General features: G+C 40.4%; 22 protein-coding genes and 1 rRNA gene. 4 read left to right on the forward strand and 19 right to left on the reverse strand.

The window, feature by feature from the left end:
* Positions 1-56 precede the first annotated feature (56 nt).
* The 14 genes from A5870_RS09030 to A5870_RS09095 all read right to left on the reverse strand — a co-directional run bounded on the left by A5870_RS09030 (position 57) and on the right by A5870_RS09095 (position 13,928).
* Positions 57-1,616, reverse strand: a 16S ribosomal RNA gene (locus A5870_RS09030).
* A gap of 542 nt (positions 1,617-2,158) precedes the next feature.
* A complete protein-coding gene (locus tag A5870_RS09035; RefSeq protein WP_086292450.1) occupies positions 2,159-2,344 on the reverse strand; it encodes a hypothetical protein in 186 nt (61 codons plus the stop codon).
* Positions 2,345-2,482: 138 nt separating this feature from the next.
* Positions 2,483-3,004 carry a GNAT family N-acetyltransferase gene (locus A5870_RS09040; RefSeq protein ID WP_077453722.1) on the reverse strand — a complete coding sequence of 174 codons (522 nt, stop codon included), beginning with the start codon at positions 3,002-3,004 and terminating at the stop codon, positions 2,483-2,485.
* 56 nt (positions 3,005-3,060) lie between these two features.
* The gene (locus A5870_RS09045; protein WP_086292451.1) at positions 3,061-3,999 is read right to left on the reverse strand and encodes a dihydroorotate oxidase; all 939 of its coding nucleotides are present in this window, start codon (positions 3,997-3,999) and stop codon (positions 3,061-3,063) included.
* 206 nt (positions 4,000-4,205) lie between these two features.
* The gene (locus tag A5870_RS09050) at positions 4,206-5,246 is read right to left on the reverse strand and encodes a galactitol-1-phosphate 5-dehydrogenase (RefSeq protein ID WP_086292452.1); all 1,041 of its coding nucleotides are present in this window, start codon (positions 5,244-5,246) and stop codon (positions 4,206-4,208) included.
* A 17-nt stretch (positions 5,247-5,263) separates the two neighbouring features.
* Positions 5,264-5,923, reverse strand: a complete 660-nt coding sequence (locus tag A5870_RS09055) for a class II aldolase/adducin family protein (protein WP_086292453.1) — start codon at positions 5,921-5,923, stop codon at positions 5,264-5,266.
* Complete coding sequence (locus tag A5870_RS09060) at positions 5,889-7,658, reverse strand: PTS sugar transporter subunit IIA (RefSeq protein WP_242595949.1); 1,770 nt, start codon at positions 7,656-7,658, stop codon at positions 5,889-5,891. The genes A5870_RS09055 and A5870_RS09060 overlap by 35 nt, the downstream gene beginning before the upstream one ends.
* Positions 7,659-7,822: 164 nt before the next feature.
* Positions 7,823-8,263 carry a PTS sugar transporter subunit IIA gene (locus A5870_RS09065; protein WP_008381342.1) on the reverse strand — a complete coding sequence of 147 codons (441 nt, stop codon included), beginning with the start codon at positions 8,261-8,263 and terminating at the stop codon, positions 7,823-7,825.
* 62 nt (positions 8,264-8,325) lie between these two features.
* Positions 8,326-9,582 (reverse strand): PTS transporter subunit IIC, encoded by a 1,257-nt coding sequence (locus A5870_RS09070; RefSeq protein ID WP_086292455.1) that lies wholly within the window; start codon positions 9,580-9,582, stop codon positions 8,326-8,328.
* A gap of 2 nt (positions 9,583-9,584) precedes the next feature.
* Positions 9,585-9,887: a PTS sugar transporter subunit IIB gene (locus A5870_RS09075; protein WP_005236235.1), complete on the reverse strand. Its 303-nt coding sequence runs from the start codon at positions 9,885-9,887 to the stop codon at positions 9,585-9,587.
* A gap of 24 nt (positions 9,888-9,911) precedes the next feature.
* On the reverse strand, positions 9,912-10,985 hold the full coding sequence (locus A5870_RS09080; protein ID WP_242595960.1) for an alcohol dehydrogenase catalytic domain-containing protein: 1,074 nt from the start codon (positions 10,983-10,985) through the stop codon (positions 9,912-9,914).
* Between the two features lie 528 nt (positions 10,986-11,513).
* Positions 11,514-11,831 (reverse strand): DUF2500 domain-containing protein, encoded by a 318-nt coding sequence (locus A5870_RS09085; protein WP_086292457.1) that lies wholly within the window; start codon positions 11,829-11,831, stop codon positions 11,514-11,516.
* A gap of 757 nt (positions 11,832-12,588) precedes the next feature.
* Positions 12,589-12,918, reverse strand: coding sequence for a metal-sulfur cluster assembly factor (locus tag A5870_RS09090; protein WP_005231940.1), 330 nt, complete (start codon positions 12,916-12,918; stop codon positions 12,589-12,591).
* A 74-nt stretch (positions 12,919-12,992) separates the two neighbouring features.
* A complete protein-coding gene (locus A5870_RS09095; protein ID WP_005230189.1) occupies positions 12,993-13,928 on the reverse strand; it encodes a YitT family protein in 936 nt (311 codons plus the stop codon).
* A 153-nt stretch (positions 13,929-14,081) separates the two neighbouring features.
* Here A5870_RS09095 and A5870_RS09100 point away from each other — a divergent pair, with 153 nt between their 5' ends.
* Positions 14,082-14,573, forward strand: coding sequence for a YajQ family cyclic di-GMP-binding protein (locus tag A5870_RS09100; protein WP_005230187.1), 492 nt, complete (start codon positions 14,082-14,084; stop codon positions 14,571-14,573).
* Between the two features lie 91 nt (positions 14,574-14,664).
* Here A5870_RS09100 and A5870_RS09105 read toward each other — a convergent pair whose 3' ends face one another.
* From A5870_RS09105 to A5870_RS09115, 3 genes are all read right to left on the reverse strand, one after another.
* Entirely contained in the window at positions 14,665-17,151 is a 2,487-nt protein-coding gene (locus A5870_RS09105; protein ID WP_086292458.1) for an ATP-dependent DNA helicase, read from the reverse strand.
* Positions 17,152-17,406: 255 nt separating this feature from the next.
* Entirely contained in the window at positions 17,407-17,943 is a 537-nt protein-coding gene (locus A5870_RS09110) for a hypothetical protein (protein WP_077453725.1), read from the reverse strand.
* A 279-nt stretch (positions 17,944-18,222) separates the two neighbouring features.
* Positions 18,223-18,636, reverse strand: coding sequence for a GNAT family N-acetyltransferase (locus A5870_RS09115; protein WP_086292459.1), 414 nt, complete (start codon positions 18,634-18,636; stop codon positions 18,223-18,225).
* Between the two features lie 98 nt (positions 18,637-18,734).
* On the opposite strand from A5870_RS09115, the gene A5870_RS09120 reads away from it, so the two are divergent.
* From A5870_RS09120 to A5870_RS09130, 3 genes are all read left to right on the forward strand, one after another.
* Positions 18,735-19,355, forward strand: a complete 621-nt coding sequence (locus tag A5870_RS09120) for an MBL fold metallo-hydrolase (RefSeq protein WP_086292460.1) — start codon at positions 18,735-18,737, stop codon at positions 19,353-19,355.
* 33 nt (positions 19,356-19,388) lie between these two features.
* Entirely contained in the window at positions 19,389-20,093 is a 705-nt protein-coding gene (locus tag A5870_RS09125; RefSeq protein WP_077453728.1) for a histidine phosphatase family protein, read from the forward strand.
* Positions 20,094-20,242: 149 nt separating this feature from the next.
* Positions 20,243-21,076 (forward strand): undecaprenyl-diphosphate phosphatase, encoded by an 834-nt coding sequence (locus tag A5870_RS09130; RefSeq protein WP_086292461.1) that lies wholly within the window; start codon positions 20,243-20,245, stop codon positions 21,074-21,076.
* 75 nt (positions 21,077-21,151) lie between these two features.
* Here the strand turns inward: A5870_RS09130 and A5870_RS09135 are convergent, their stop codons facing one another.
* On the reverse strand, positions 21,152-21,775 hold the full coding sequence (locus A5870_RS09135) for a DUF47 domain-containing protein (RefSeq protein WP_077453729.1): 624 nt from the start codon (positions 21,773-21,775) through the stop codon (positions 21,152-21,154).
* 12 nt (positions 21,776-21,787) lie between these two features.
* Entirely contained in the window at positions 21,788-22,843 is a 1,056-nt protein-coding gene (locus A5870_RS09140; protein WP_081118972.1) for an inorganic phosphate transporter, read from the reverse strand.
* Positions 22,844-23,049 lie beyond the last annotated feature (206 nt).

The raw sequence follows: 23,049 nt of genomic DNA on the forward strand, positions 1-23,049 counted from the left end.
ACCTCTCAAAACTGAACAAAGGCAAACGATGTGTAGTCTTCCGAAATATTCCTTAGAAAGGAGGTGATCCAGCCGCACCTTCCGATACGGCTACCTTGTTACGACTTCACCCCAATCATCTATCCCACCTTAGGCGGCTGGCTCCAAAAAGGTTACCTCACCGACTTCGGGTGTTACAAACTCTCGTGGTGTGACGGGCGGTGTGTACAAGGCCCGGGAACGTATTCACCGCGGCGTGCTGATCCGCGATTACTAGCGATTCCGGCTTCATGTAGGCGAGTTGCAGCCTACAATCCGAACTGAGAGAAGCTTTAAGAGATTAGCTTAGCCTCGCGACTTCGCAACTCGTTGTACTTCCCATTGTAGCACGTGTGTAGCCCAGGTCATAAGGGGCATGATGATTTGACGTCATCCCCACCTTCCTCCGGTTTGTCACCGGCAGTCTCGCTAGAGTGCCCAACTAAATGATGGCAACTAACAATAAGGGTTGCGCTCGTTGCGGGACTTAACCCAACATCTCACGACACGAGCTGACGACAACCATGCACCACCTGTCACTTTGCCCCCGAAGGGGAAGCTCTATCTCTAGAGTGGTCAAAGGATGTCAAGACCTGGTAAGGTTCTTCGCGTTGCTTCGAATTAAACCACATGCTCCACCGCTTGTGCGGGCCCCCGTCAATTCCTTTGAGTTTCAACCTTGCGGTCGTACTCCCCAGGCGGAGTGCTTAATGCGTTTGCTGCAGCACTGAAGGGCGGAAACCCTCCAACACTTAGCACTCATCGTTTACGGCGTGGACTACCAGGGTATCTAATCCTGTTCGCTCCCCACGCTTTCGAGCCTCAGCGTCAGTTACAGACCAGAGAGCCGCCTTCGCCACTGGTGTTCCTCCATATATCTACGCATTTCACCGCTACACATGGAATTCCACTCTCCTCTTCTGCACTCAAGTCTCCCAGTTTCCAATGACCCTCCCCGGTTGAGCCGGGGGCTTTCACATCAGACTTAAGAAACCGCCTGCGCTCGCTTTACGCCCAATAAATCCGGACAACGCTTGCCACCTACGTATTACCGCGGCTGCTGGCACGTAGTTAGCCGTGGCTTTCTGGTTAGATACCGTCAAGGGATGAACATTTTACTCTCATCCTTGTTCTTCTCTAACAACAGAGTTTTACGATCCGAAAACCTTCTTCACTCACGCGGCGTTGCTCGGTCAGACTTTCGTCCATTGCCGAAGATTCCCTACTGCTGCCTCCCGTAGGAGTCTGGGCCGTGTCTCAGTCCCAGTGTGGCCGATCACCCTCTCAGGTCGGCTATGCATCGTTGCCTTGGTGAGCCGTTACCTCACCAACTAGCTAATGCACCGCGGGTCCATCCATCAGTGACGCAAAAGCGCCTTTCAACTTTCTTCCATGCGGAAAATAGTGTTATACGGTATTAGCACCTGTTTCCAAGTGTTATCCCCTTCTGATGGGCAGGTTACCCACGTGTTACTCACCCGTTCGCCACTCTTTTTCTTTCGGTGGAGCAAGCTCCGGTGAAAGAAAAAGCGTTCGACTTGCATGTATTAGGCACGCCGCCAGCGTTCGTCCTGAGCCAGGATCAAACTCTCATAATGATTTGTTTGAATGACCATACGGTCATTAAGCTCATAAAAATTAACTTTGCTAGCTATTGCTTGCATGTATTTGTTTCAATAAATTGAAACGTCCTACACATTGGTTCGTTTGCTTGCTTTGTTCAGTTTTCAAAGGTCTACCGTGCTGTGTTAGCAACTTTTATATCATATCAGAGCGACGTTTGATTGTCAACTCTTTTTTAAAAGTTTTTTTCGCTCGTTGTTTTCCAACTTCGTAGCGGCTGTCTCAGCGACTTAATTAGAATAACAAATGATTTGTTATTTGTCAACAACTTTTTTTAATTAATTTTGTTGATGTATCAACATTGATTAACTATTTTAAAATTGCGACTTCGTTATAATATCATCTGTTTCATTTTTGGTCAAGTCTTTTTTTGAAGTTTTTCAAAAGCTTTTTTGACCCGCTGGCTCAATTGCCAACGTTGAATACTTTATCACTCTAAGATTGAAAGAGCAAGCTTTTTTCTGAAATATTTTCAACCAAATGACTCTAAACAAAAAAACTACCCAATATAGGTAGTTTAATCAATATCGATCGTACGAAAACGAATCTGATTTTGATCATCTCTTTTTAAGATCGTTTCTTCTTTCAGATAAGAAAACTTCTTCTCATTGATCGCTGGATTCTCAAGCATTTCTTCATAACCCGCAAAAATATCATGGATATATTTTTTATAAGCTTTTTTCTTTTTGATTCTTTTCTTCATTTGGCACCGTCCTTTACGTGCTTATCTTAGCAAGCCGAAAGGATTCTGACAACCATTATCCGCATTTTCATACCAAAAATTCACTTTGACACAACTATTCCATTAATTCTGCCAAGTGACACTCACGGAATAGAATGTTTAGCTTGCGGTCAAACGTTTTTGAAAAGCCAATCGCTCTCCGTTCGGAAAAGGGAATGTTACCTCTCCTTTGTATTGATAGCCAGCTGCTTGGATATTCTTTTGCATACCAATATTGGCTTTATACGTATCGATACGTAAATCAACGATTCCTTGCTCTAATGCAACCACTTCAAGAGCTTGCAGCAATTTGGCGCTTAACTTTTGCCCTTTAAAATGAGAACTGACAACGACGCGATGGATGGATAGATATGGACCGTTTCCTTCCCACCCTGCGCCGGTAATTGCATTGTAGACAGGATCATCACCAGAAACCAACGCGGCAGACGCTGCGATTTTTCCATCTTTCACCAACACATAGCTTTCACCGTTGGCAATATCTGCTTTGATTTGATTTTCTTTAGGACCGTACCCATCTTGCCATTGCGGAGATCCTTGTGCTTTTAAGAAAGCAATGCCTTCTTCAAAAAGCACCATCAACTCAACCAGATCTTCCTCCGTTGTTTTACGAAACTTCTCCATTAAAAACTCCTTTCTTCTATAAAAAGAAGCGAACAGTAAAGCATTCAAAATCGTTCTTAATCAATCGTTTTTAATTTCCCATGAAACTCACTGATTGATTGATAGCCTTTTTCTTTCATGATCGCTGCTAATTCTTTCGTCAATCGTTCAAAAATCGCCGGCCCTTCTTTTTGCAACTCTGTGCCGATCTGCAACATAGAGGCGCCACACAATAAATGCTCATACGCATCTTGACCATTACGAATCCCACCAGTACCAATAATTTTGATTTCTGGCTTGAGGCGTGTATAGAAAGCCCGCACATTGGCTAATGCCGTCGGTTTCACATATTCGCCTCCTAGACCACCAAACCCATCTTTTGGTTTGATGACTACCGAGTCAGTAGCAGGATCGATGAATAAAGCATTCCCAATACTGTTGATTGAATTGATGTAGGTTAACGGATACTTGTTCAATATCTTAGCCATCTCATCAAAGTGAGCCAAATCAAAGTATGGCGGCAATTTGACACCTAAAGGTTTTGTGAAAAAACCAAAGACTGTTTCCAGAATTTGATCGGTCAAAGGAAAATCATAGGCAACTTGGGGTTTTCCTGGCACGTTTGGACAAGAAAGATTTAACTCTGTGATTCCGTCAAAATCACTTTCTTGGATTTTCTTCAACAACTCAATGTTTTCAGCCACGCTCATACCAGCGACAGAGAAAAAGAAGGGCGCTTGCTGGGTCATTTCCTGCTGTTTTTTGATGGCATAGTCTAAGTAGTAGTCCACCCCTAGATTTGGTAATCCCATCGAATTGATGCTTCCTAACGGTAAATCGGTATAACGTGGTTCTGGATTTCCGGCACGCGCTTCTAGTGTTGCACTCTTCGTGACAAATGCCCCAGCTGCTGACGCTGCTAATTCATCTAATTCCTCGATCGTCATACAATGGACTCCTGAGGCATTCATAAACGGATTTTTATATGTAAATTTCCCAAAATTCGTAGCTAACATTGATTCATTCCTCCAATCTTTTCAACTAGTTTACCGTTTCATTTCTGAAAATGCAACGATGTCTTTGAGTGGGACAGGTTTTAGAAGGAGCAACCTCTGTAATCAGAGTAGCAAATCAAAAAAACCATATCCATACAGCTTGTTAAAACTTACTGAATAAATATGGTTTTGAAAACAATCTGTTTATATTGTACTCAAATGTTTTTTTAGAGCATGATCATGATTTTATTAAAGCTTTCACTTCTATTTACCGCTAAATCAAATGCTCTTTGAAGATCCTCTAATGGAAAGCGATGGGAAATCATATGACTGACACTCAAGCGTCCGCTTTCTAAAAAGGTGATTGAATCAAACCATTCTTTACCTGGGAAAGGTGCAGAATAACTATTCCAAAAACCCTTAATGGTTAATTCACTGCGAAAGATTTTTTCAAATGCTCGTTGTCTAATCAAAACATCAGAATAAGCGATCCCTTGAAATCCAATTTTCCCGCCTTTTTTTGTCACTAAGAGACATTGTTCTTCGGTTATTTTAGTACCTGCACATTCCATTGCAATATCCACGCCTAAACCATCCGTCATTCGGGAGATCTCAGTTTCAAGATCTTGAAGACTAGGATTAATCGTATCGGTGACACCTAAATCTATTGCTTGTTCCAGTTTCTCTGATTGAATATCAATGCCAATGATCGTTTTCACACCCGCAATTTTTAACCATTGGATCGTCAGCAATCCAATCGTTCCTAACCCAAAAACTGCAACGACATCGCCCACTTTAGGTTCGATTCCATAAACACCATGCGCTGAGACAGCAAGAGGCTCAATCATGGCCGCTTCTTCAAACGACAACTTAGTCCCTATTTTCACGATATTGCTCGCTGGCACGGATACGTACTCTGCAAATCCCCCAAACCGTTGTGATCCCATCATGATATAGTCCGTACATAATTGATACTTCCCGATAGCACAGTATGCACAGTTACGACAAGGAATAAACGGGACAACAGCGACCCGATCGTCTTTTTTTAAATGATGAACAGAACGACCAACTTTTACAATAGTCCCAGCCATCTCGTGCCCCATGATCATGGGTAACTGATATTTCCAGCCTTTACTCATTTTGTGGATATCTGATCCACAGATTCCTGAAGCTTCAACTTTTACAATCACTTCATTCTGATGGCATTGTGGGACATCCATTTCTCGAATCTCAAATTCATTCAGTCCAATTAAGAAACCAGCCCTCATCTACTCTCCTCCAATCTTCATTCATGGGATTCATAGGTAACGTTTGTTTTGTCAGTATAATATTCATAGCCCTGCTGGAGAAGCGCTTGCGAATGTAAATGCACATAAGCATTTGTTTCTAGTCTTTCCAGATAATCATTTGCAAAAGCCAAATTAGTGGCTCCAACAATTACCCCATGTTCTCGCAATAACATTCCATAAGGTAGTTTTGCTTCATTTGTCACCATGTTTTGAGAGTAGTCACCAACCAAGTGTGCTAACTTTTCAGTTGTTGCAGGTGCATAATCCAAACAACGGATCGTAGCCGGTCCGAAACGAAGGTTTTCACAGACGATGGGCATGTCAGTCCCTATACAACTGTAAACCATCAAATTTAATGGATGAGCATGAATCACTGCTTTGATCCGTGGATCTGAGTGATAAAAACTCATATGCATATTGATTTCCCTGGTCAAGTGACCAGTACCTTCGATGAGGGATAGTTTCTTATCTACCAAAAGAATTTGCGCTGCCTCTAATTCCCACAGATACTGAACAGATGCCAAAGTAGGTGTCATCAAGAAATGATCTTCTGAAACTTTTATAGAGATATTGCCACCAGCAGCATCCGTTAGCTTCCTGTCAAATAAAGATTTGGCAATCTTACATATGAATTTCCTTTCTTCTAAATAATCCATCGGGTTCCTCCTGTCTAAAACGTAAATATTTTTCAATCAATCCATATTTCCCAAGAAACATAATATCTTCAACAATTTCTAAATATTCTTCACTTCTTACAAGAGCGACGAAGAAAACATAAGTCACTTGAAAATAATCCTCAGATCCGTAAGAGATCTTTTGTTTATTCGTCAAGAGGCTAATCGTGCTACGGTGGACATTTCCCCGATTGTTCGCATGAGCTAAAGCAACACCTTCACTTATTACGATATAAGGTCCATTTTGTTTCACATTTTCAACGACTTCTTCTACATAGCTCTGCTCAATACACTCGTTATGTGTCAACACTTTCCCTGCTAAGCGTAAAGAATGCTCCCAAGAACATTTTTGGTCGATTCTGATAACATGCGAATTTAACAAGTAATCATGCAATTTTCTTTGTGGTTGTTGGACAAATTGATCAAATTTTTCTTCAGTCTCTTCTTCATTAATCGTAAACAAACGGTCAACCGTCTTTACTATTTTTTGGATATCTTCTTGAGTCACAAAAGGTGTTATCCTTAAAACATCCTCTTCCAAAAAAGGCAAAGGATCAGCAGTTAAGATTAAACGATTGGCTTTTTGACGGAAGCACATCTTACGATAAGTAGCAAGTGTTAGCACATTCATAATTTTGAACTGCTTGTATCGACTAATTTTCATAGCAATCATTTTCGCTATCGATAAATTTTCACACACGATCCAGATATCGATTTTGCTCATCTTATATTCTTGTCGGGTTAAGGCAGTTGCGATATGAATAGCGATCGTAGTAATAAATGATTCATTGAAGGATCGGGACAGGTAGTTTTCAATGACACCACTATTAGCCCTTACAGCTACGATAATATCCATAAACTGATGCCGCAAAAGACCGATATTTTCAATATCCAAAATAATGTTCTCTTCTTCAATAATTTGTAAGTGATTGTATAGATCAGAAATTAAGTCAAATTCGTACTTTAGAGTCGTCCCTAAATCTTCATCAATTTTATTCAGAAAATAGATGACCAAATTATACAATTCAGCATCCTTCACATTTTTTCGCTTTTTCAAATGACAAAATTCTGCTATTGCCTGTTTGTCTTCGAAAGAGATCGTTCGATCAAATCTTTTTTCAATTTGATCGATGAGTATGCTCAGGTTTTCCGACATAACGACAAATTTGGGAGATTCACCTTGTTCTTTGCGGGGCATATTGATAACGATAAAAATATAGACGAAAAGATCAAACTGCTGATACTTTTCTGCATACTTTAACTCGTTAAAAATGAATCCCAGAAAGTCTAAATACTCCATTGACCCGTCAAATGACCGAAGGATTTGCATCCCGACATAATTAATGTATCCTTTTGCGTCTATATTTTCTAAAAACAATGTAAACAAATACTCTCTTTTCTCCGATTGATTCATCTTAAGGATAACCCCTTCTCCCCTAAGCGTTTCGATATATTTACTCATGATCACTTCTTGTTTTTTCAACGTATTGATATCGCGGATGATTGTTAATCGACTGACGTAAAACAAATCAGCAAAATGATCCATCGTAAGAACATCTTCTGTTATCAATAAATTGATCAGAAGTAATGTGCGTCTTTCATCAGGATTCAAGGAATAGTCGTAAGGGGACAATTCTAAAACAAGCTGATAAGCTTCTGACAAATCAAGTTCATCAGGAACCTGTAAGTATCCGCTTTCAATTTTCACTTGCGGCATATCGTGAGTATTTAGAAACGAGTTCAAGACTTTGATTTCACTCGTGAATTTCTTTGGCGAGAGATTCAAGTTTTTATAAAGTTGCTCCAATCTAATTTTCGTTATTTTGTTATATAGTAGGAGATAGATGATTTCAGCAGTAATTTTCCTCACAGCACTCCTCCTTAATGAATAGACAAATTCTCTCTTAGAAAATCAACAAGTTTTTCAGGTTCACACTTGCTTAATTGAACAATAAAATTTCGAGATTGGATGCTTAAAATCAATTTTTGAAGAAATTCAATATAGGTATGCTCATCTTTTAGTGCCATGCAAAATACATGTTCGACTGCTAAGTCATCTACTTGCGTATCCATCTGTTTAAAAGTCACAGGCTTTTTTAGTCTTGCGTAACAGACAGAAGATTCTTTCACAGAGAGATCAAAGGTATGCGGAATCGCAACTGGCGGGTCAACTGGCAGACCAGTAGGAAAATGATGTTCGCGTTCGATACAAGACTCGATAAAACTATTCCCGACGAGCCCTTCGTTAAGCAGTTCAAGTCCGCATTGTTTAATCACTTCTATATTGGAGCGCTCATTCAATTCGATTGCTTTAAATTTCATACACTATTTCTCTCCCACTAAGCCATTTATTTTGTCAACAATTCGTTTATTCATTTGGTCAATTACCCAACGATTCGATGAAATAAGCTGATTATAATATTTGCTAAATTGTAGCCCCAGAAACTATCTGTCACAACCCCTTCCACAGGTACACCGGTCGCATTCATCATTTCGGTTGCTTCAGGTGCAAAGGTGTTTGTTCCAATTAGAACGATAACTAAGAAGAAAAAGCCAGTGACAAGCGTTCGAAAAAGATTGCCATTTGATGCTAATGCTAGTAGTGGAATCATATATACGATTACTGTTAAAACACCAACTGGAAAATAATGCATACCAGGGATAATAAATGCTAAGAATATTGCTATCGGAATCAGAATCACTGTCGTTGTGATCGCTGTCGGATCTCCAAGACCAAGAGCAATGTCCATGCCGATATATAATTTTTTCCCTTCGCCAATATGTTTCTTCATAAATTCTTTGGCAGCTTCCCCGATCGCAGTCAAGCCTTCCATCATAACAGAAACCATTTTGGGTATCAGTACTAGTACTGCTGAAACTCCAACCCCCATAGAAATCGCTACCGCAAATTCTTGGCGTGTCAATACGCCTAGAAAAGTTCCGACCAACAAACCGATAACTGCTGGATCTCCAAAAAAACCAATTTTACTTTCGACTTTTTCCAAACTGATATCGATTTTGTTAAGACCAGGAATCAGATCAATCAATTTATTTACTAATAGTCCAAAAGGATAAGCGAAAGTAATAAATGAAAATGTCGTACAAGTCGTGCCTTCCAGTCCGTAATACGCCTCCCATCTTGGAGCAAACCACTGAGCCACGAATAAAGTGACAATTGATAAGCCAACCGTAACAGTCAAACCTAGCCAAAAACTATCAAACAAGGCATACGCTAATGCTCCAGGAATCAAAAAATGAATATAGTTCCAAATGTCGACATTCATGACCGTTGTCCATTTCAAAAGAATAAACAATACATTTAATCCCACGATCATCAAAATAGCAATCGCTGCAAAAGGTACTGACCACGAAGCCGCTCCCACAGCAGCCCAGCCAACATCCATCGTGGTATATCCTGATCCCATTTCCTGATAATAATCGATGGCTGGTTGCAAGGAAGTACCCAGGAGTCCTACAACAAGCCCCAACCCTTGAAAGCCGATGCCGACTAAAAGCCCAGTTTTAAGTGCTTTGCCAATTTTCATCCTAAAGACACAGCTTAAAATAAAAATGACAACGGGTAGCATAACCGATGCCCCCATATCCATGATGTTTTGAATAACTGATAATACAGCTTCCATTTTTATCCCCCTTTTATAATTCGATGGCACTCTTCAACGATTTTCTGCGCGGTCTGCTCTTCGTTGATTCCCGATATCAAACTGAAAACAGGAAGAATCGGTACTTTTACTGGCTTGACATATCGAGTAGTCACCAAGATTAAATCCACTGTTTCTGCTTTTGAGGGAATTTGATTAATATTCCCTTTGGTGATGGAAGCCTGAATGTTGCTCTGAGCTAAGATTTGTTTGACTTTCTCTTGAACAACCGTTGACGTGGCGATCCCACTACCACAAGCAATATAGATCTCAATTTTTTTATTCATTTTCTTTCTCCTCCTTTCCTTACTCTATTTTTGAGATTTCAATAAAGAATAAATTTTATACTCTTCTTCTGGTAGTAAAACGACTTTTAACGCCTTCCCTTCTCTCGTCAATTCGATGGCCTGATTGATGTCAGCTAAAGGCAAAACATGAGAAATAATTTTTTCAGCAGGAAACTGATCAGATAAGGATAAATGGAAAGATTTTTCGACTTGAATACTATTTGCACCATAATGACCATAAATCCAGAGATTGTTATAATGAACTGCATTCGTATCTATAGGCGTTAATTGATTCTTTGCTACACCACCAAAAAAGACGACAATTCCACATTTTCTAGCCATAAAAATACTTTGTTGCTGTGCTTCTATTGATGGATTAGCTGAAATCACTTTATGTGCGCCATGTCCATTCGTATACTCTTTCACCTTTTCTACAGGATCTTCTTTGGAAGAATCGATCCTGTGATCTACATTAAACGCTTCCATAAAAGCTAGTCTGTCAGCATTTTTATCAATCACGATTACCTTGCTTGCTCCGCGAATCCTTGCTAGAATCGCTAAAAAGACCCCAATTGGACCTGCACCAATAATGACGACCGAATCGCCTAACGAAACCTGAATATTCTCCATGCATGCATAAGTGGAGGATAAGGGTTCAGCTAATGTTGCCGCGATAGGCTCTCGTCCTTCTGGCACTTCAAAAATCGCTCCTCGTTCTACTCTTGTTGCACTATATGCTATATACTCTGCAAAACCGCCTTGAAGATCGGTATAACTTTCAGCTTCCGTACAACATTCGTGCTTCCCATTACGACAATTTTCGCAACGTAGGCAATGAGCCATAGGGTATACATAAACTATCTGCCCTCTTTGATACTTCGTCACATTTTCATCAATTTCGACGATCTCACCAACGATTTCGTGTCCATAAATATGAGGGTAGCGCCCCGCTTTTGAATCGGTCAGCAAATTGCGAATATCAGAGCCGCACAGACCAACTGCCTTAACCTTCAATAGAAAACCTCCCTCTGGACAGCAGGGTCGCTCTACTTGTTCATAGCGAATATCTCCTGGTCCATACATCAACGCAGCCTTCATTTTTTTCACAAACGTTCAACTCCATTCATTCTTTCTTATTTTACATGTTCATTGTAAGGTGCGTCGGATGTACCTCACAAGTAACACTTTTTGCATTTCAAGTTCTATATTTGTTACTTGAATGAGAAAATGTTTGTGAAAAATCAAGAACGATTTTTCCTTCTTGGAACTATTTTGAAGCCACGTAAAAACAAAAAAGCCTCTTAGCAATGAGCCAAGAGGTTTTGGTGAAGCAAACTATTCTATTTATGAGTATTTAAAACTATAGGTAGCTCATCACTTCTTCCATTCGAACGGATGAATGAACTAAATTGAGCCGTTCCTCGTAGGAAACTTTCCTCGGTCTTGGTTTCAATATGCGACCTCAGTAAGGAGAAATTCTCTAGTGTTACTCGATGATACTTGCGTTTTCCATTGAAAGCATACAATTCAAATCATTTCTAATTATAAAAACACATGAATAGGAGTTTTTTAATTGACTGTTCAAACTTTTTTGAAATTGAAAACGAATAAACACATACAAATTATTTACCTATCAAGTGAATTAAACCTTTTTCTTTGATACCTTAACATCCCAGTATCTCCAATGACGTATAATTTGTATTTTCCATGCCCTACTTTAAATTCTAATCTTTCGCCACTTGCGATTTCAAATAAAAGATAATAGGTAATGGATTGATTCGTAAAGCCGTTTGCAGCAATATTCGTGCTACTAGTCATTCGTTTGTCTACTAGCGTGGCAAGTACTGCCACTTCTGGCGTAGATTGATCCTTTAAGAATTCGACAATATGATATAAGATAACTGCGACGAAAATAAAAGCAAATAAAGTAAACAGAAAATCCACAAAACACACTCCTTTTTGTTTTTTATGATCAAGGGAATCAAGCAAATCATTTTTACAACTTAAATATAATTATACATTAATTCAATTAATTAATCTCGAACCTCTAATAAAAATATGTTACTTGCTAAATGATTGACCGAAACTGTAGTTTGGCTATCGTTTTCCTATATGTATGGTTGCATAGAACACATTTGTATATTTGTTAACCAAGAGTCAGTTGATAGGATAAAATCACATGACCTTTGAAAAAGCATTCCTAGAATCATCCTTCTTCATTCTACATTGACTCCTTAAGGAAAATTCATCGTATCCCAAAGCCTCTGACTAAATTCAGTAACGTTTATTTAGACATGTTTTCTGGGATGCACCTTAAGGTTATCAATGTGGATGAATAAGAATTTAATCTGTGCTCTCTTTTTGTCAAAATGATCGAAGGTTTATAGAAAGTATTACTATTTCGGCAAAGTTAAATACTAACTCACTTTGAGTTGTCATATGAATGGAAAATACTTTGAACTTTCAGGTTTAAAAATATATGATTTTCTTTAATGCTTTTAGTAAAAAAGCATAACTTTTTCACCAAGTAACTGTTTATTTAAGAAAGTATTCTATAAAAAAACTCTTCTACCAACTTTTTCAAAGTTAATAAAAGAGTTCTGTGTTTATATACTCATTTTGCCAACTGTCCACCACCTAAGAAAACAGCTTATTCCAACTAGTTAACAAATATGAAACACCATTGTATGATTGAAAATCCTTAACGAATCCCCAAAGCAATCCGTGCATAACGACTCATTTTATCAGTCGTCCAAGCGGGATACCAAACTAATTTTACCTCTGGATTTTTGACTTCTGGAATATCGCTTAATGCTTCGTGTATCGATTCAGTCAATACGTCGGCTAAGGGACAGCCCATTGTTGTTAAGGTCATTTTGATTACGGTATTGCCTGTTTCTGCATCAAATTCGACTTCATAAACTAAGCCTAGATTCACTATATCAATCCCCAACTCAGGGTCAATCACGGTTTCCAAGGCAGCCAAGACACGCTCTTTGATTGCTTCTGCTTCTACTTCAGTATATGCCACGGTTGAAGACCTCCTTTAATTCTTGTTTCAAATAATACCTTCTTTTGCAAGATTTGTAAATGGACGATCCTTGATTATGGACGGCTTTTCTTGTGTATTTTCAGTTCTGGGAAGACCCCCGTCGTTTTAAAGGTCCGTTGTTCATCATCTGTCGCAAAGCGGCCTGTGATCGATTGGGTCGGCACAAAGTTAATAAACGCATTGCCGTCTGCTTCTAAAACGGCTTGTTCTAAATCGTAGATCTCGTAGCGGGTCACGACCATCATGATCATATTGCCCGGTACGCCTGAATAGCCTCCGACTGAGGGGAACAAAGTCATGCCGCGAAACACATGCTTAGAAATATTTTTCCCAACAGCTTCCGCATTGGTCGTAATAATCATCGCCGTTACCTTTTGATGGCTTGTGTGCAGCATGTCCACCACGTAGCTCATTGCGAAAATCGAAATGATCGTGTACAAGGCACTTTCCCAAGAAAAGACGAAACCTGAGACCATGACAATGATGCCGTTTAAAATAAACATATATTTACCGACTGTTTTTCCAGTCGTTTTTGATAATATCAACGAAAGGATATCCATTCCGCCGGTGGTAAAACCCATTTTCAGTGAAAACGCAACGCCGACGCCCAACAGTACGCCACCTAGCAAAGCGTTAACCAAAATATTGTCAGTGATCGCTCCTTGCGGAAGGATCATCGTTAAGACGGAAACGACAACGACATTGATAAAGCTCAATAGTGTCGATGATTTCCCGAGTTTGATGAACCCGAGAACAAAGATAGGCAAGTTTAAGAGGAAAATAAACAGCCCTGTACTAAGGTGAACGCCAAAATGTTCCAAGGCAAGTGCCACGATCAATTGGGCGACCCCGTTCATCCCAGCAGAAAGAACGTTTGCGGGAATCAAAAAGAAATTTAAAGCAATGGCTGCGGTGATACCTGACAGCAAAATAACCCCTATTTTTTTCAATCGTTCTGATTGTTCGTGCTTCGTTAATAACTTACTCACAATGATCTAGCTCCTTCACTAAAAATCTCCTTCCAAAGAATAGCAGTTTGTGTGAAAAAATGAAACAATTATTTGCAAAAATTTACTTTTCATTCCCGCATCGTTCGCCTCCATGTTAAAATCATAGGTAAGAGATGAGAGGAGTGATTGATTTTGGCAAAAGAAGCAAGTTTTGATGTCGTATCTGAGATCAACACAGAAGAAGTGAAAAACGCCATTCAACAGGCGGAAAAAGAATTGAAAAACCGATTTGATTTTAAAGGCTCCACGGTAGAAATCAAGATGACTGAGGGCAAATTGACGATTGTTGGGGATGACGAATTTAAGCTGGAGCAAATCAAAGATGTGCTCTTTGCGAAGCTGATCAAACGGAATGTACCAACGAAAAATATACAATTTGGCGAAACGGAGCATGCCTTGGGGGCAAAAGCTCGTCAAACAGCAGAATTGATCAATGGGATCGATAAAGAAAACGCCAAAAAAATAACCACAGCGATCAAAAACGCCAAGCTAAAAGTTAAAACCCAAATTCAAGACAATCAAATTCGGGTAACAGGCAAAAGTCGTGACGATCTGCAAGAGGTGATCCAATTGTTGCGTAAACTGCCTTTGACGATCGACTTACAGTTTACAAATTATCGCTAATCAAAAAAACTAGAACAGAGTCTAACGTGTTGGTTAGGCAAAATCAGCTTTATCTACTGATTTTGCGCAACCGCTCCTGAAAGCTCTGCTTCTAGTTTTTTTCTTGCCAAAAATGAGTCAATGCTTTTGATAACTCTTGCGACCGACGAATCTGCAAGGCATGCTGCCAATGCAGTGGGAAAAGTTCTTGGTAACGCGGTGTCCGAAAGCGCTGATCCAGCAATAACACCACGCCGCGATCGCTGACATCCCGGATCACTCGACCGGCTGCTTGCAGGACTTTATTCATCCCGGGCAGCTGATAGGCATACGCAAAGCCAGCTGCCTTTTTTTCATCGTAATATTCCCGAATCAATTCTTGTTCGTGATTGATTTGCGGCAGTCCGACACCTACTACTGCGGCACCGATCAAGCGATCGCCTTTTAGGTCGATCCCTTCAGAAAAAATTCCTCCAAGGACACAAAATGCCACCAATGTTTTTGGTTGACTCTCTTGTTTATCTTGAATTGTTTCTAGCACGGATGATTCTTGCTGATTCACGGATTGAAACTTTGCAAGAAATGCTTCACGTTCAGCTTCATTCATAGCTGTCCCCTGAATCAAGACCTCCACCTCTGGCGCCTGTTGAGAAAATGCTGCCGCCACATCATCCAAGTAACGATAAGAGGGAAAAAAGACCATATAGTTTCCCACTTTCGCCGCGGTCATTTGCTGGATCGCATCAACGATTGCAGGAATGCTGGCTTCACGTTGGCGATACGTCGTTTGGATATAGTCCGCAATAAAAATCCCCTGATTTTTCGGATCAAAAGGACTTGGCAAGCGATAGCGCAAAGCTTCATCGCCGCCACCTAATACTTCTTGATAATACGACAAAGGGGTAAAGCTCGCAGAAAACAACAGGCTGGCCTTGCCCTTATCTAACACGGATTCCAAAAACGGCGCTGGTTCGATGCAAAATTGCCGTAGTTTGATATCATAGCGGTCGATCTCCACCGTCGTTTCGTAGTGATCATCATAAAATTCACTGATCTTCAAATAATGGTTAGCTTCAAAATACACTTGCAGCACTTCTTCTTGCAATTCATGCTCAGGATTTGCCGGCAACCATTCCTTCATCAATTCAGCTAATTTGTATAGCTGATTGACCATTGTTTCATGGGGAGCTGCTTGATGGTGGTATGACCATCCTTCCTCTTTTGCTAATTGGGCTAAAGCCGCAAATTCTTTATCAACTCTGTTTAGTGCGCGTTTTAATTTCTGTTGATCCTTCGGCAGCTTCTTCTTTAATTCCTTAAATGGCTGTCGTAAGATCGTTGCGGAATACATTTCTTTCGAACGGTTAACTAAGTTATGGGCTTCATCCACTAAAAAGAAATACTCTTCGTCTGGCTCTTCAAAAAATCTCCGTAAATAAACGGTTGGATCAAACAAATAATTATAATCACCTATAATGACATCGCAAAAGACACTGACATCCAGTGAAAGCTCGAAGGGACAAACCGTATGTTTCATTCCATAAGTCTCGATCACTTCTCGGGTTATTTGGTTTTCGTGATGCAACAGATCCCACAAAGCTTCGTTGATTCGATTGTAATAGCCTTGTGCATAAGGACAATGCTCAGGCGTACAATTTCGTTCATCCAAAAAGCAAATTTTGTCTTTGGCAGTGATCGTGACACTCTTAGTTTCACTACCATTGTCTGCTAACTTGCTCAATGCATCTTCAGCCACTTGTCTGGTGATCGTCTTCGCCGTCAGATAGAAGACCCGATCAGCCCCTTCTTCCCCGAGAACTTTTAATGCGGGAAACAATGTTGACATGGTTTTTCCAGTTCCAGTGGGCGCTTCCGCAAAAAGTCGCTTGCCATTTTTTAGTGTTTTATACGCCGCCGCTGCTAGTTCTCGCTGCCCTTTACGAAAGGTTTCAAAAGGAAAAGACAGCAGCTGCAAAGATGTATTTCGGACACGACGCCAATTCTCTTGAAAGACTAGCCACTTATGATACTCCTGAAGTAAGTCTTTATAAAAAACTGCCAGTTCTGAAAACTGAAACGTTCTTCTCGTACGAGTAATCTGCTTTTCAGTCGTTTGATAATAAGTCAATTGTACGGCGATCCGATCGATGGGCTTCTTCGCTTTTTCTTGATCAGCAGAAGCGGCTTCTTTTATCTCCTGATCTCCACTCTCACTAAGCGCTGCTTGTTCATTTTCTTGTAGTAAAAATAAATAAGCATAAACCATTCCCTGGGCAAAAAACAAGTCGATTTGATCATCAGGAATATCTTCGAAAGCTGGTTCTGAAGTTTTGATCTCATCAATCACCCAAGAATCAACGGAAGCATCAAAAAAGAGACCATCGGCACGTCCTTCGACAGTGATGGCATCTTTCTCAATTTGGCTTTCTCGTTTGAAGAAGACTTCTTTTTGATACCCATCCCCGGCCTCTTTTTGTAATTGGCGATGGATTCGGGCGCCTTCTTGTGCGGTATGATTACTGACTTTGCGGCTATCAATATCGCCTCGGCGCAAAATAAATTCTACGATTTTTCTAACCGCAACTTTTCCTTTATACACGTGTTCACCTTCTTGTTTGCCATTATAGCGGATAGTTTGCTTTTGGAAAAGCGAACAGAAACAGCTTTTCGTCCTCTGCGAATGGTATTTTCTCCAAACAGGTTTTATCCCTAAAAAAACCACTTGTGGCAAAATGCCTACTCATCAAATAATCAACACCATTTCCACTTCCAGAAAATGGGTTTGTCGAAAGTTTATAAAAAAACCTACTCTACTCACCTAAGCAAGTAAAGCAGGAATATTTTTTAAGGAAAATTATTGATCCACCTGAATATCATAACTGACACCATTTTGGTCATAAGCTTGTTGATTGTCTAAATCTAAGGTGAACTCAAAGGTCCGTCCATCTGCTTTGATCGTCAAATGCTTCCCTTCAACCGTGTAGGATGCATCTTGGTAGGTGATCTCATAGATTTGATAGGGATCATTCGACAGCTGAACCTCTGAATGGGAAAAATGTCGCTGAAAATCACTTTCGATTTGGCCTTCATACAGGGTAACATCACTGGCGCTGGCAGAACTATCCTCTAAATCCGCCATCGGCAAATACTGCTTAACGATTGTCAATTCATTTTCATGAAAATCATAAACCCCTTGGCTTTGCGGAAAGATGACACTCTCATCTTGGATCAGCATTAAATCAAGGCCGCCATTTTCAACCGCTTTCGAGGCGGAAGTAACGGTTTCAGAAACTTCTTTTGAATCGTCGATGGCTAACTCCTCCTGGCCACAGCTCGCTAAAACGAATGCGGCGAAGCATAGAGTCAACAAAAATTGCAGCGATTTTTTCATAAAAACACCTTCTTACAAAAAAGTTGATGTATACCAATCAAAACTAACGCAAGATAGAGATGACACATTTTCCTCGTAGTTGGTCACGAAGAATGTTCATAGTTCCGTCAAAAACTAAACCAGTTTCAAACGAATCACACGCTTTCTTATTTTAATTAGTATAACAGCAGTTTTTTGCTAGTGCGGTTTCTTAGAAAAATTTTCGAATTCCCACAATAATTCTAAGCTTTTCTCTCATCAAACTATTTTTTATCTGACCACTTACCTCAGAAGGATCTGTCACAGCATCTTCACAAAATAAAGTTTATCTGTACCAAGCACTGGTGTATCAGAAAGCACACCAAATGTTTCGAAGCCTGCTGCTTGATAGAAATGCGGCGCTTGGTAGTCTTGGGTGGTGACTGTCACAGAACGACATCCTGCTTTTTTCCCATAATCAAAGAGGGCTTGAATCAATTGTTTCCCTATTCCTTGATTTTGATGGTCTGGATTGACTGCCAATAATTGAATATGGATCGTATTGCCTGTACGTTTCCCAATCAATCCACCGAGTTGATCCTGATTGTCAAAAAAAGCCAAAGAGAGCTGTTCTTGATCGGAAAAGGCACTCACTGCCTCCGTTTTTTTAGATGAATGATTGAGCCATTGACAGACTGCCTGACGATTGTCTTCTACATTTATCGTTTTTATCATTAATTTTTCACTCCTAAAAACCTTTCTTTGTTTCCTCTAATACTTTAAGCTATACTTATAGTTAGACACAAGCATTTGTGATCCTAGGAGGTTTTAGCATGAAAATCATTGGTTTAGTGACAGGGCCCGTTCAAGAAAATTGTTACCTTATTTGGAAAGAAGATTTTTTGTTGATTGTTGATCCTGGAGCAGAAGCAGCGAGATTGATCGCTGAGATCGAAAAAACCAGCGCAAAACCAGCAGCGATTTTATTGACCCACACTCATTATGACCATATTGGCGCAGTTGACCATTTGCGGGATTATTATCAGATCCCCGTTTACGTGAGTCCGCTCGAGCAAGAGTGGCTGAGTGATCCTATGAAAAATCTTTCTGGACGCCATCCTGAATTAGGTCCCATCACCGCACGTCCAGCAGAAATTGAACTTGAACTGAAAGAGTATGAGATAGCTGGCATGTCCTTTAAGGTGGTTGCAACGCCAGGTCATTCTATCGGCAGCGTCAGTTTTATTTTTGACAAGTTTGTCGTTTCCGGAGACGCCTTATTCAAAGGCAGCATTGGGCGGACAGACCTGCCAACCGGAAATTTGGAACAATTGCTGACCAGCATCCAAACGCAACTCTTTGTTTTACCGAATCAAATGGCCGTTTATCCTGGCCACGGGGAACCAACAACGATCGAGATTGAGAAACGGACCAATCCGTTTTTTAACGCTTAAACGAATTACGAACCAAAGGAGGAATTACTACTTATGGCAAAAACGGAATTGTATGTCGTGCGTCACGGGAAAACCATGTTCAACACATTGCAGCGGGTGCAAGGCTGGTGTGACACACCATTAACTCGAACCGGTGAACAAGGCATCCACTATTTAGGACTTGGATTACGCGATGTGGATTTTGTGGAAGCAGTATCCAGTGACAGCGGCCGAGCGATTGAGACTATGCGTTTGATCTTAGGTGAACATGTCCGCGGACCGGAAATCCCTTACCATATCGACAAACGGATTCGTGAATGGTGCTTTGGCTCCCTTGAAGGGGCCTACGATGCAGAGATGTGGGGCGTTCTACCAAGAATCCTTGATTTTCCTGATTACGATGAGATGATTGCCAATCATGTCTCGTTTGAGGCGATCGCCAATGCGATTTACCACGCCGATACAGCCAACTGGGCAGAAACCTTCGACGTTTTGACCGAACGTGTGAAAACCGGTTTTGAAGATATCGCCTATCGCGTTGAGAAAAAAGGCGGCGGGAATGCGTTAGTTGTATCTCATGGCTTAACGATCGCTTTTCTTTTGCATTTGATCAATGATGAGAACAATGTTCGTATGGATATTGAAAATGGTTCGGTCACTCGACTGATCTACGAAGATGGCAGCTTTACGATCGCCGAAGTTGGTAACACAGAATACATCAAAAAAGGCTTGGCGCTCTCTCAAGAGCTTTTATCCTAAAGAAGAACGTTGAACAACAAATCAATTTCTTTAATAAAGGAGCAGTTTTTGATTTAAAAACTGCCCTCTTTTTTTAGGAAAAAGATTGGTATTCGAATCAGGAAACGGTATACTAAGAGTTGTATTTTGTCATAGAAAGGACTGGACCAATGTTTTTTACAAATTTTATAAAAGCGATTTTATTTGGGATCATCGAAGGGATCACGGAATGGCTGCCAATTAGCAGCACCGGTCACTTGATTCTTGCCGACGAATTTATCGGTTTGAATGTTACCCCCGAATTTATGACGATGTTCAATGTTGTCATTCAATTGGGCGCGATTTTAGCAGTCGTCTACTTATATTTCCATAAACTAAACCCTTTTTCGCCGCAAAAAAATGAGATAGAGAAAAAAGATACGTGGACGTTATGGTTTAAAGTTATTGTTGCGGTCTTACCATCAGTTATTATCGGATTGCCGTTAGATGATTGGTTAGATGCGCATTTCTACAATTTCTTTTCGGTTTCGATCGTTTTGATCGTTTATGGGATCGGCTTTATTGTAGTTGAAAAACGAAACAAAAATAAAGCACCAAAATGCACCGATTTGAACAAATTCACCTACAAAGCGGCTTTGATCGTCGGCATGTTCCAAGTATTGGCATTGATCCCAGGAACATCTCGTTCTGGTGCCACCATTTTAGGTGCTATCATAATTGGCGCTTCTCGCTATGTGGCTGCTGAATTTTCATTTTTCTTAGGTATTCCAACCATGTTTGGTGCCAGCGCATTAAAAATTTTCAAATTTTTGAAAGATGGCAATGCCTTTGACTTTCAAGGAACCGTCATCTTACTGACAGGAACCATCGTATCATTCATCGTTTCGATCATTGCGATCCGCTTCTTGATGAATTACATCAAACGGAATGACTTTACCGTTTTCGGATGGTACCGTATCGTTTTAGGAATTATTTTGATTGGCTATTGGCTGATCCAATTATAAGCAAAAAGAGCAACTATTGGGCATTTCAATGCTGCAATAGTTGCTCTTTTTTCGTTAAGTAGAATTCTTATTCCATCACGTGTTTTTGATTACCATACCGTCAATAATATCAACCGCACTTTCGGTGTCGTTGATGATGGATTCAAAACGATCATAAATATCTTTCCATTTAATGATTTCCAGCACATCCGTTTCGTCTGTAAACAACGCTTTCTTCATTTTTGAATACAAAAGATCTGCTTCTGATTCAATCGTATTCACATCATTGATCATTTGACGCAACGTTTTTGAATTTTTGAACTTAGGAAATTCTTTTAAGGCCGTTTCAACGCCTTGTGTCGCTTGAACGATCATTTCAGCAAATAAGTTCGTCTCGGGGCGGATCTTCGTAATGACCAAATTCTCAAATAAATAAGTCAGTCCCATAATGCCATCCAAAATATCATCTAAGCGCTCAGAGATGACCAAGATGTCTTCGCGATCGATCGGTGTGATAAATGAGTCGTACAACTCATTCGTTAGCTCAGCGATCACTTTATCCCCTTCTTTTTCTAATCCATGAATCTCGGCTGCTGCTTCACTTAACGCTGTTTCAGAGTAATCATTGATCAACAGCGAAAAACGTTTCGCAGCTAGATGACCATTTGTGGCCAACTGCTCCATTGCTGCAAAATAATCGAATCCTTTTTTTCGTGCCATTTCTTTCTCTCCTTACAAAATTAGCAATAAAAATTTGACCATTAGAAACGCAATCAATCCACAGCCAGGAAAGGTTAAAATCCAAGCATAGATCATTTCTTTTACAATGCGCCAATCAACGCTAGAAAAACGCCGAGACGCTCCAACGCCCATGATAGCGGTCGTTTTCGTGTGCGTTGTTGAAACTGGGATACCAAATACAGAAGACAAGAACAAACAGATTGCTGCAGTAACATCTGCAGAAAAGCCTTGGTATTTTTCCAGCTTTACCATATCCATTCCCACTGATTTGATGATCTTCATCCCACCGACCGATGTACCGATCCCCATGGTCAATGAGCAAAGAACCATCACCCACAGTGGGATCGCAAAGCCATTACCAGTCTTTTCAGCAAGATTGTTGTAAAAAAGGCCTAACATGAACACACCCATGAATTTTTGGCCATCTTGGGCACCATGCAAGAAGGCATTGGCACCAGCCGCAATGGCTTGCCCAACCGTAAAAATTTTGTTGGCTTTTCGCCGTTGCGTATCACGAAAGAGCCAAACGATCAGTTTTGTGATCAAAAATCCACCAATAAACCCCATTAACGTAGACACAACGAGTCCGATCAAGACTTTCAGCCATTCTTCACCGTTGACTGCATGCAAACCACCCAGGGCCATGGCAGCTCCTGTCAATCCCGCAATCAATGCGTGAGATTCACTGGTTGGGATCCCAAAGTACCAAGCAGCGACCGTCCAGACGACAATCGAGAATAAGGCAGCGGCTAAAGCAATCTGCGAGACTCGAAAGCTTCCACCTGAGTCAAATGTCACAATGTTGCTGATCGTTTCTGCTACTTGCGCATTAAAATACGTCATGACCAGTACACCTAAGAAATTCATGACGACCGCCATGCCAATGGCGATATTTGGACGCAAGACTCTTGTTGAGACCGCGGTTGCAATAGCATTAGGCGCATCCGTCCAGCCGTTGACGAAAATCACCCCTAATGACAAGACAATCGTTAGAAACAAAGCGATATTCACATAGATTCCCCCATTTAAAAATTCCGAAGTAATCATAGCATAGAAAGCTCTTTCTGTGTAAATTTTTTATAACTATTCTGTAAAAAATGTGTAAAGAAGTATTTTTAAATTCCATAAAGCAAAAAATAGCGTGGCCGAAAAATCATTTTTTTGTGTTAAGTAAAATTTCTTTACAACTTTTATTGCAATCACTCTTGGCATTAGGTATAATGACTAGTGTTGATTTATACGTTTTCTAAACG

Origin of the sequence: Enterococcus sp. 2G9_DIV0600 (genome assembly GCF_002140615.1) — a bacterium.
In the GTDB taxonomy this organism is placed as follows: domain Bacteria; phylum Bacillota; class Bacilli; order Lactobacillales; family Enterococcaceae; genus Enterococcus_D; species Enterococcus_D innesii.

Coding starts and splice junctions, on each gene's coding strand:
- A5870_RS09075 (WP_005236235.1), bottom strand. CDS start 9,887: ATGAATAAAAAAATTGAGATCTATATTGCTTGTGGTAGTGGGATCGCC.
- A5870_RS09115 (WP_086292459.1), bottom strand. CDS start 18,636: ATGATAAAAACGATAAATGTAGAAGACAATCGTCAGGCAGTCTGTCAA.
- A5870_RS09065 (WP_008381342.1), bottom strand. CDS start 8,263: ATGAAATTTAAAGCAATCGAATTGAATGAGCGCTCCAATATAGAAGTG.
- A5870_RS09045 (WP_086292451.1), bottom strand. CDS start 3,999: ATGTTAGCTACGAATTTTGGGAAATTTACATATAAAAATCCGTTTATG.
- A5870_RS09050 (WP_086292452.1), bottom strand. CDS start 5,246: ATGAGGGCTGGTTTCTTAATTGGACTGAATGAATTTGAGATTCGAGAA.
- A5870_RS09140 (WP_081118972.1), bottom strand. CDS start 22,843: ATGATTACTTCGGAATTTTTAAATGGGGGAATCTATGTGAATATCGCT.
- A5870_RS09055 (WP_086292453.1), bottom strand. CDS start 5,923: ATGGATTATTTAGAAGAAAGGAAATTCATATGTAAGATTGCCAAATCT.
- A5870_RS09110 (WP_077453725.1), bottom strand. CDS start 17,943: ATGAAAAAATCGCTGCAATTTTTGTTGACTCTATGCTTCGCCGCATTC.
- A5870_RS09130 (WP_086292461.1), top strand. CDS start 20,243: ATGTTTTTTACAAATTTTATAAAAGCGATTTTATTTGGGATCATCGAA.
- A5870_RS09035 (WP_086292450.1), bottom strand. CDS start 2,344: ATGAAGAAAAGAATCAAAAAGAAAAAAGCTTATAAAAAATATATCCAT.
- A5870_RS09120 (WP_086292460.1), top strand. CDS start 18,735: ATGAAAATCATTGGTTTAGTGACAGGGCCCGTTCAAGAAAATTGTTAC.
- A5870_RS09040 (WP_077453722.1), bottom strand. CDS start 3,004: ATGGAGAAGTTTCGTAAAACAACGGAGGAAGATCTGGTTGAGTTGATG.
- A5870_RS09125 (WP_077453728.1), top strand. CDS start 19,389: ATGGCAAAAACGGAATTGTATGTCGTGCGTCACGGGAAAACCATGTTC.
- A5870_RS09070 (WP_086292455.1), bottom strand. CDS start 9,582: ATGGAAGCTGTATTATCAGTTATTCAAAACATCATGGATATGGGGGCA.
- A5870_RS09080 (WP_242595960.1), bottom strand. CDS start 10,985: ATGAAGGCTGCGTTGATGTATGGACCAGGAGATATTCGCTATGAACAA.
- A5870_RS09060 (WP_242595949.1), bottom strand. CDS start 7,658: ATGCCGCAAGTGAAAATTGAAAGCGGATACTTACAGGTTCCTGATGAA.
- A5870_RS09135 (WP_077453729.1), bottom strand. CDS start 21,775: ATGGCACGAAAAAAAGGATTCGATTATTTTGCAGCAATGGAGCAGTTG.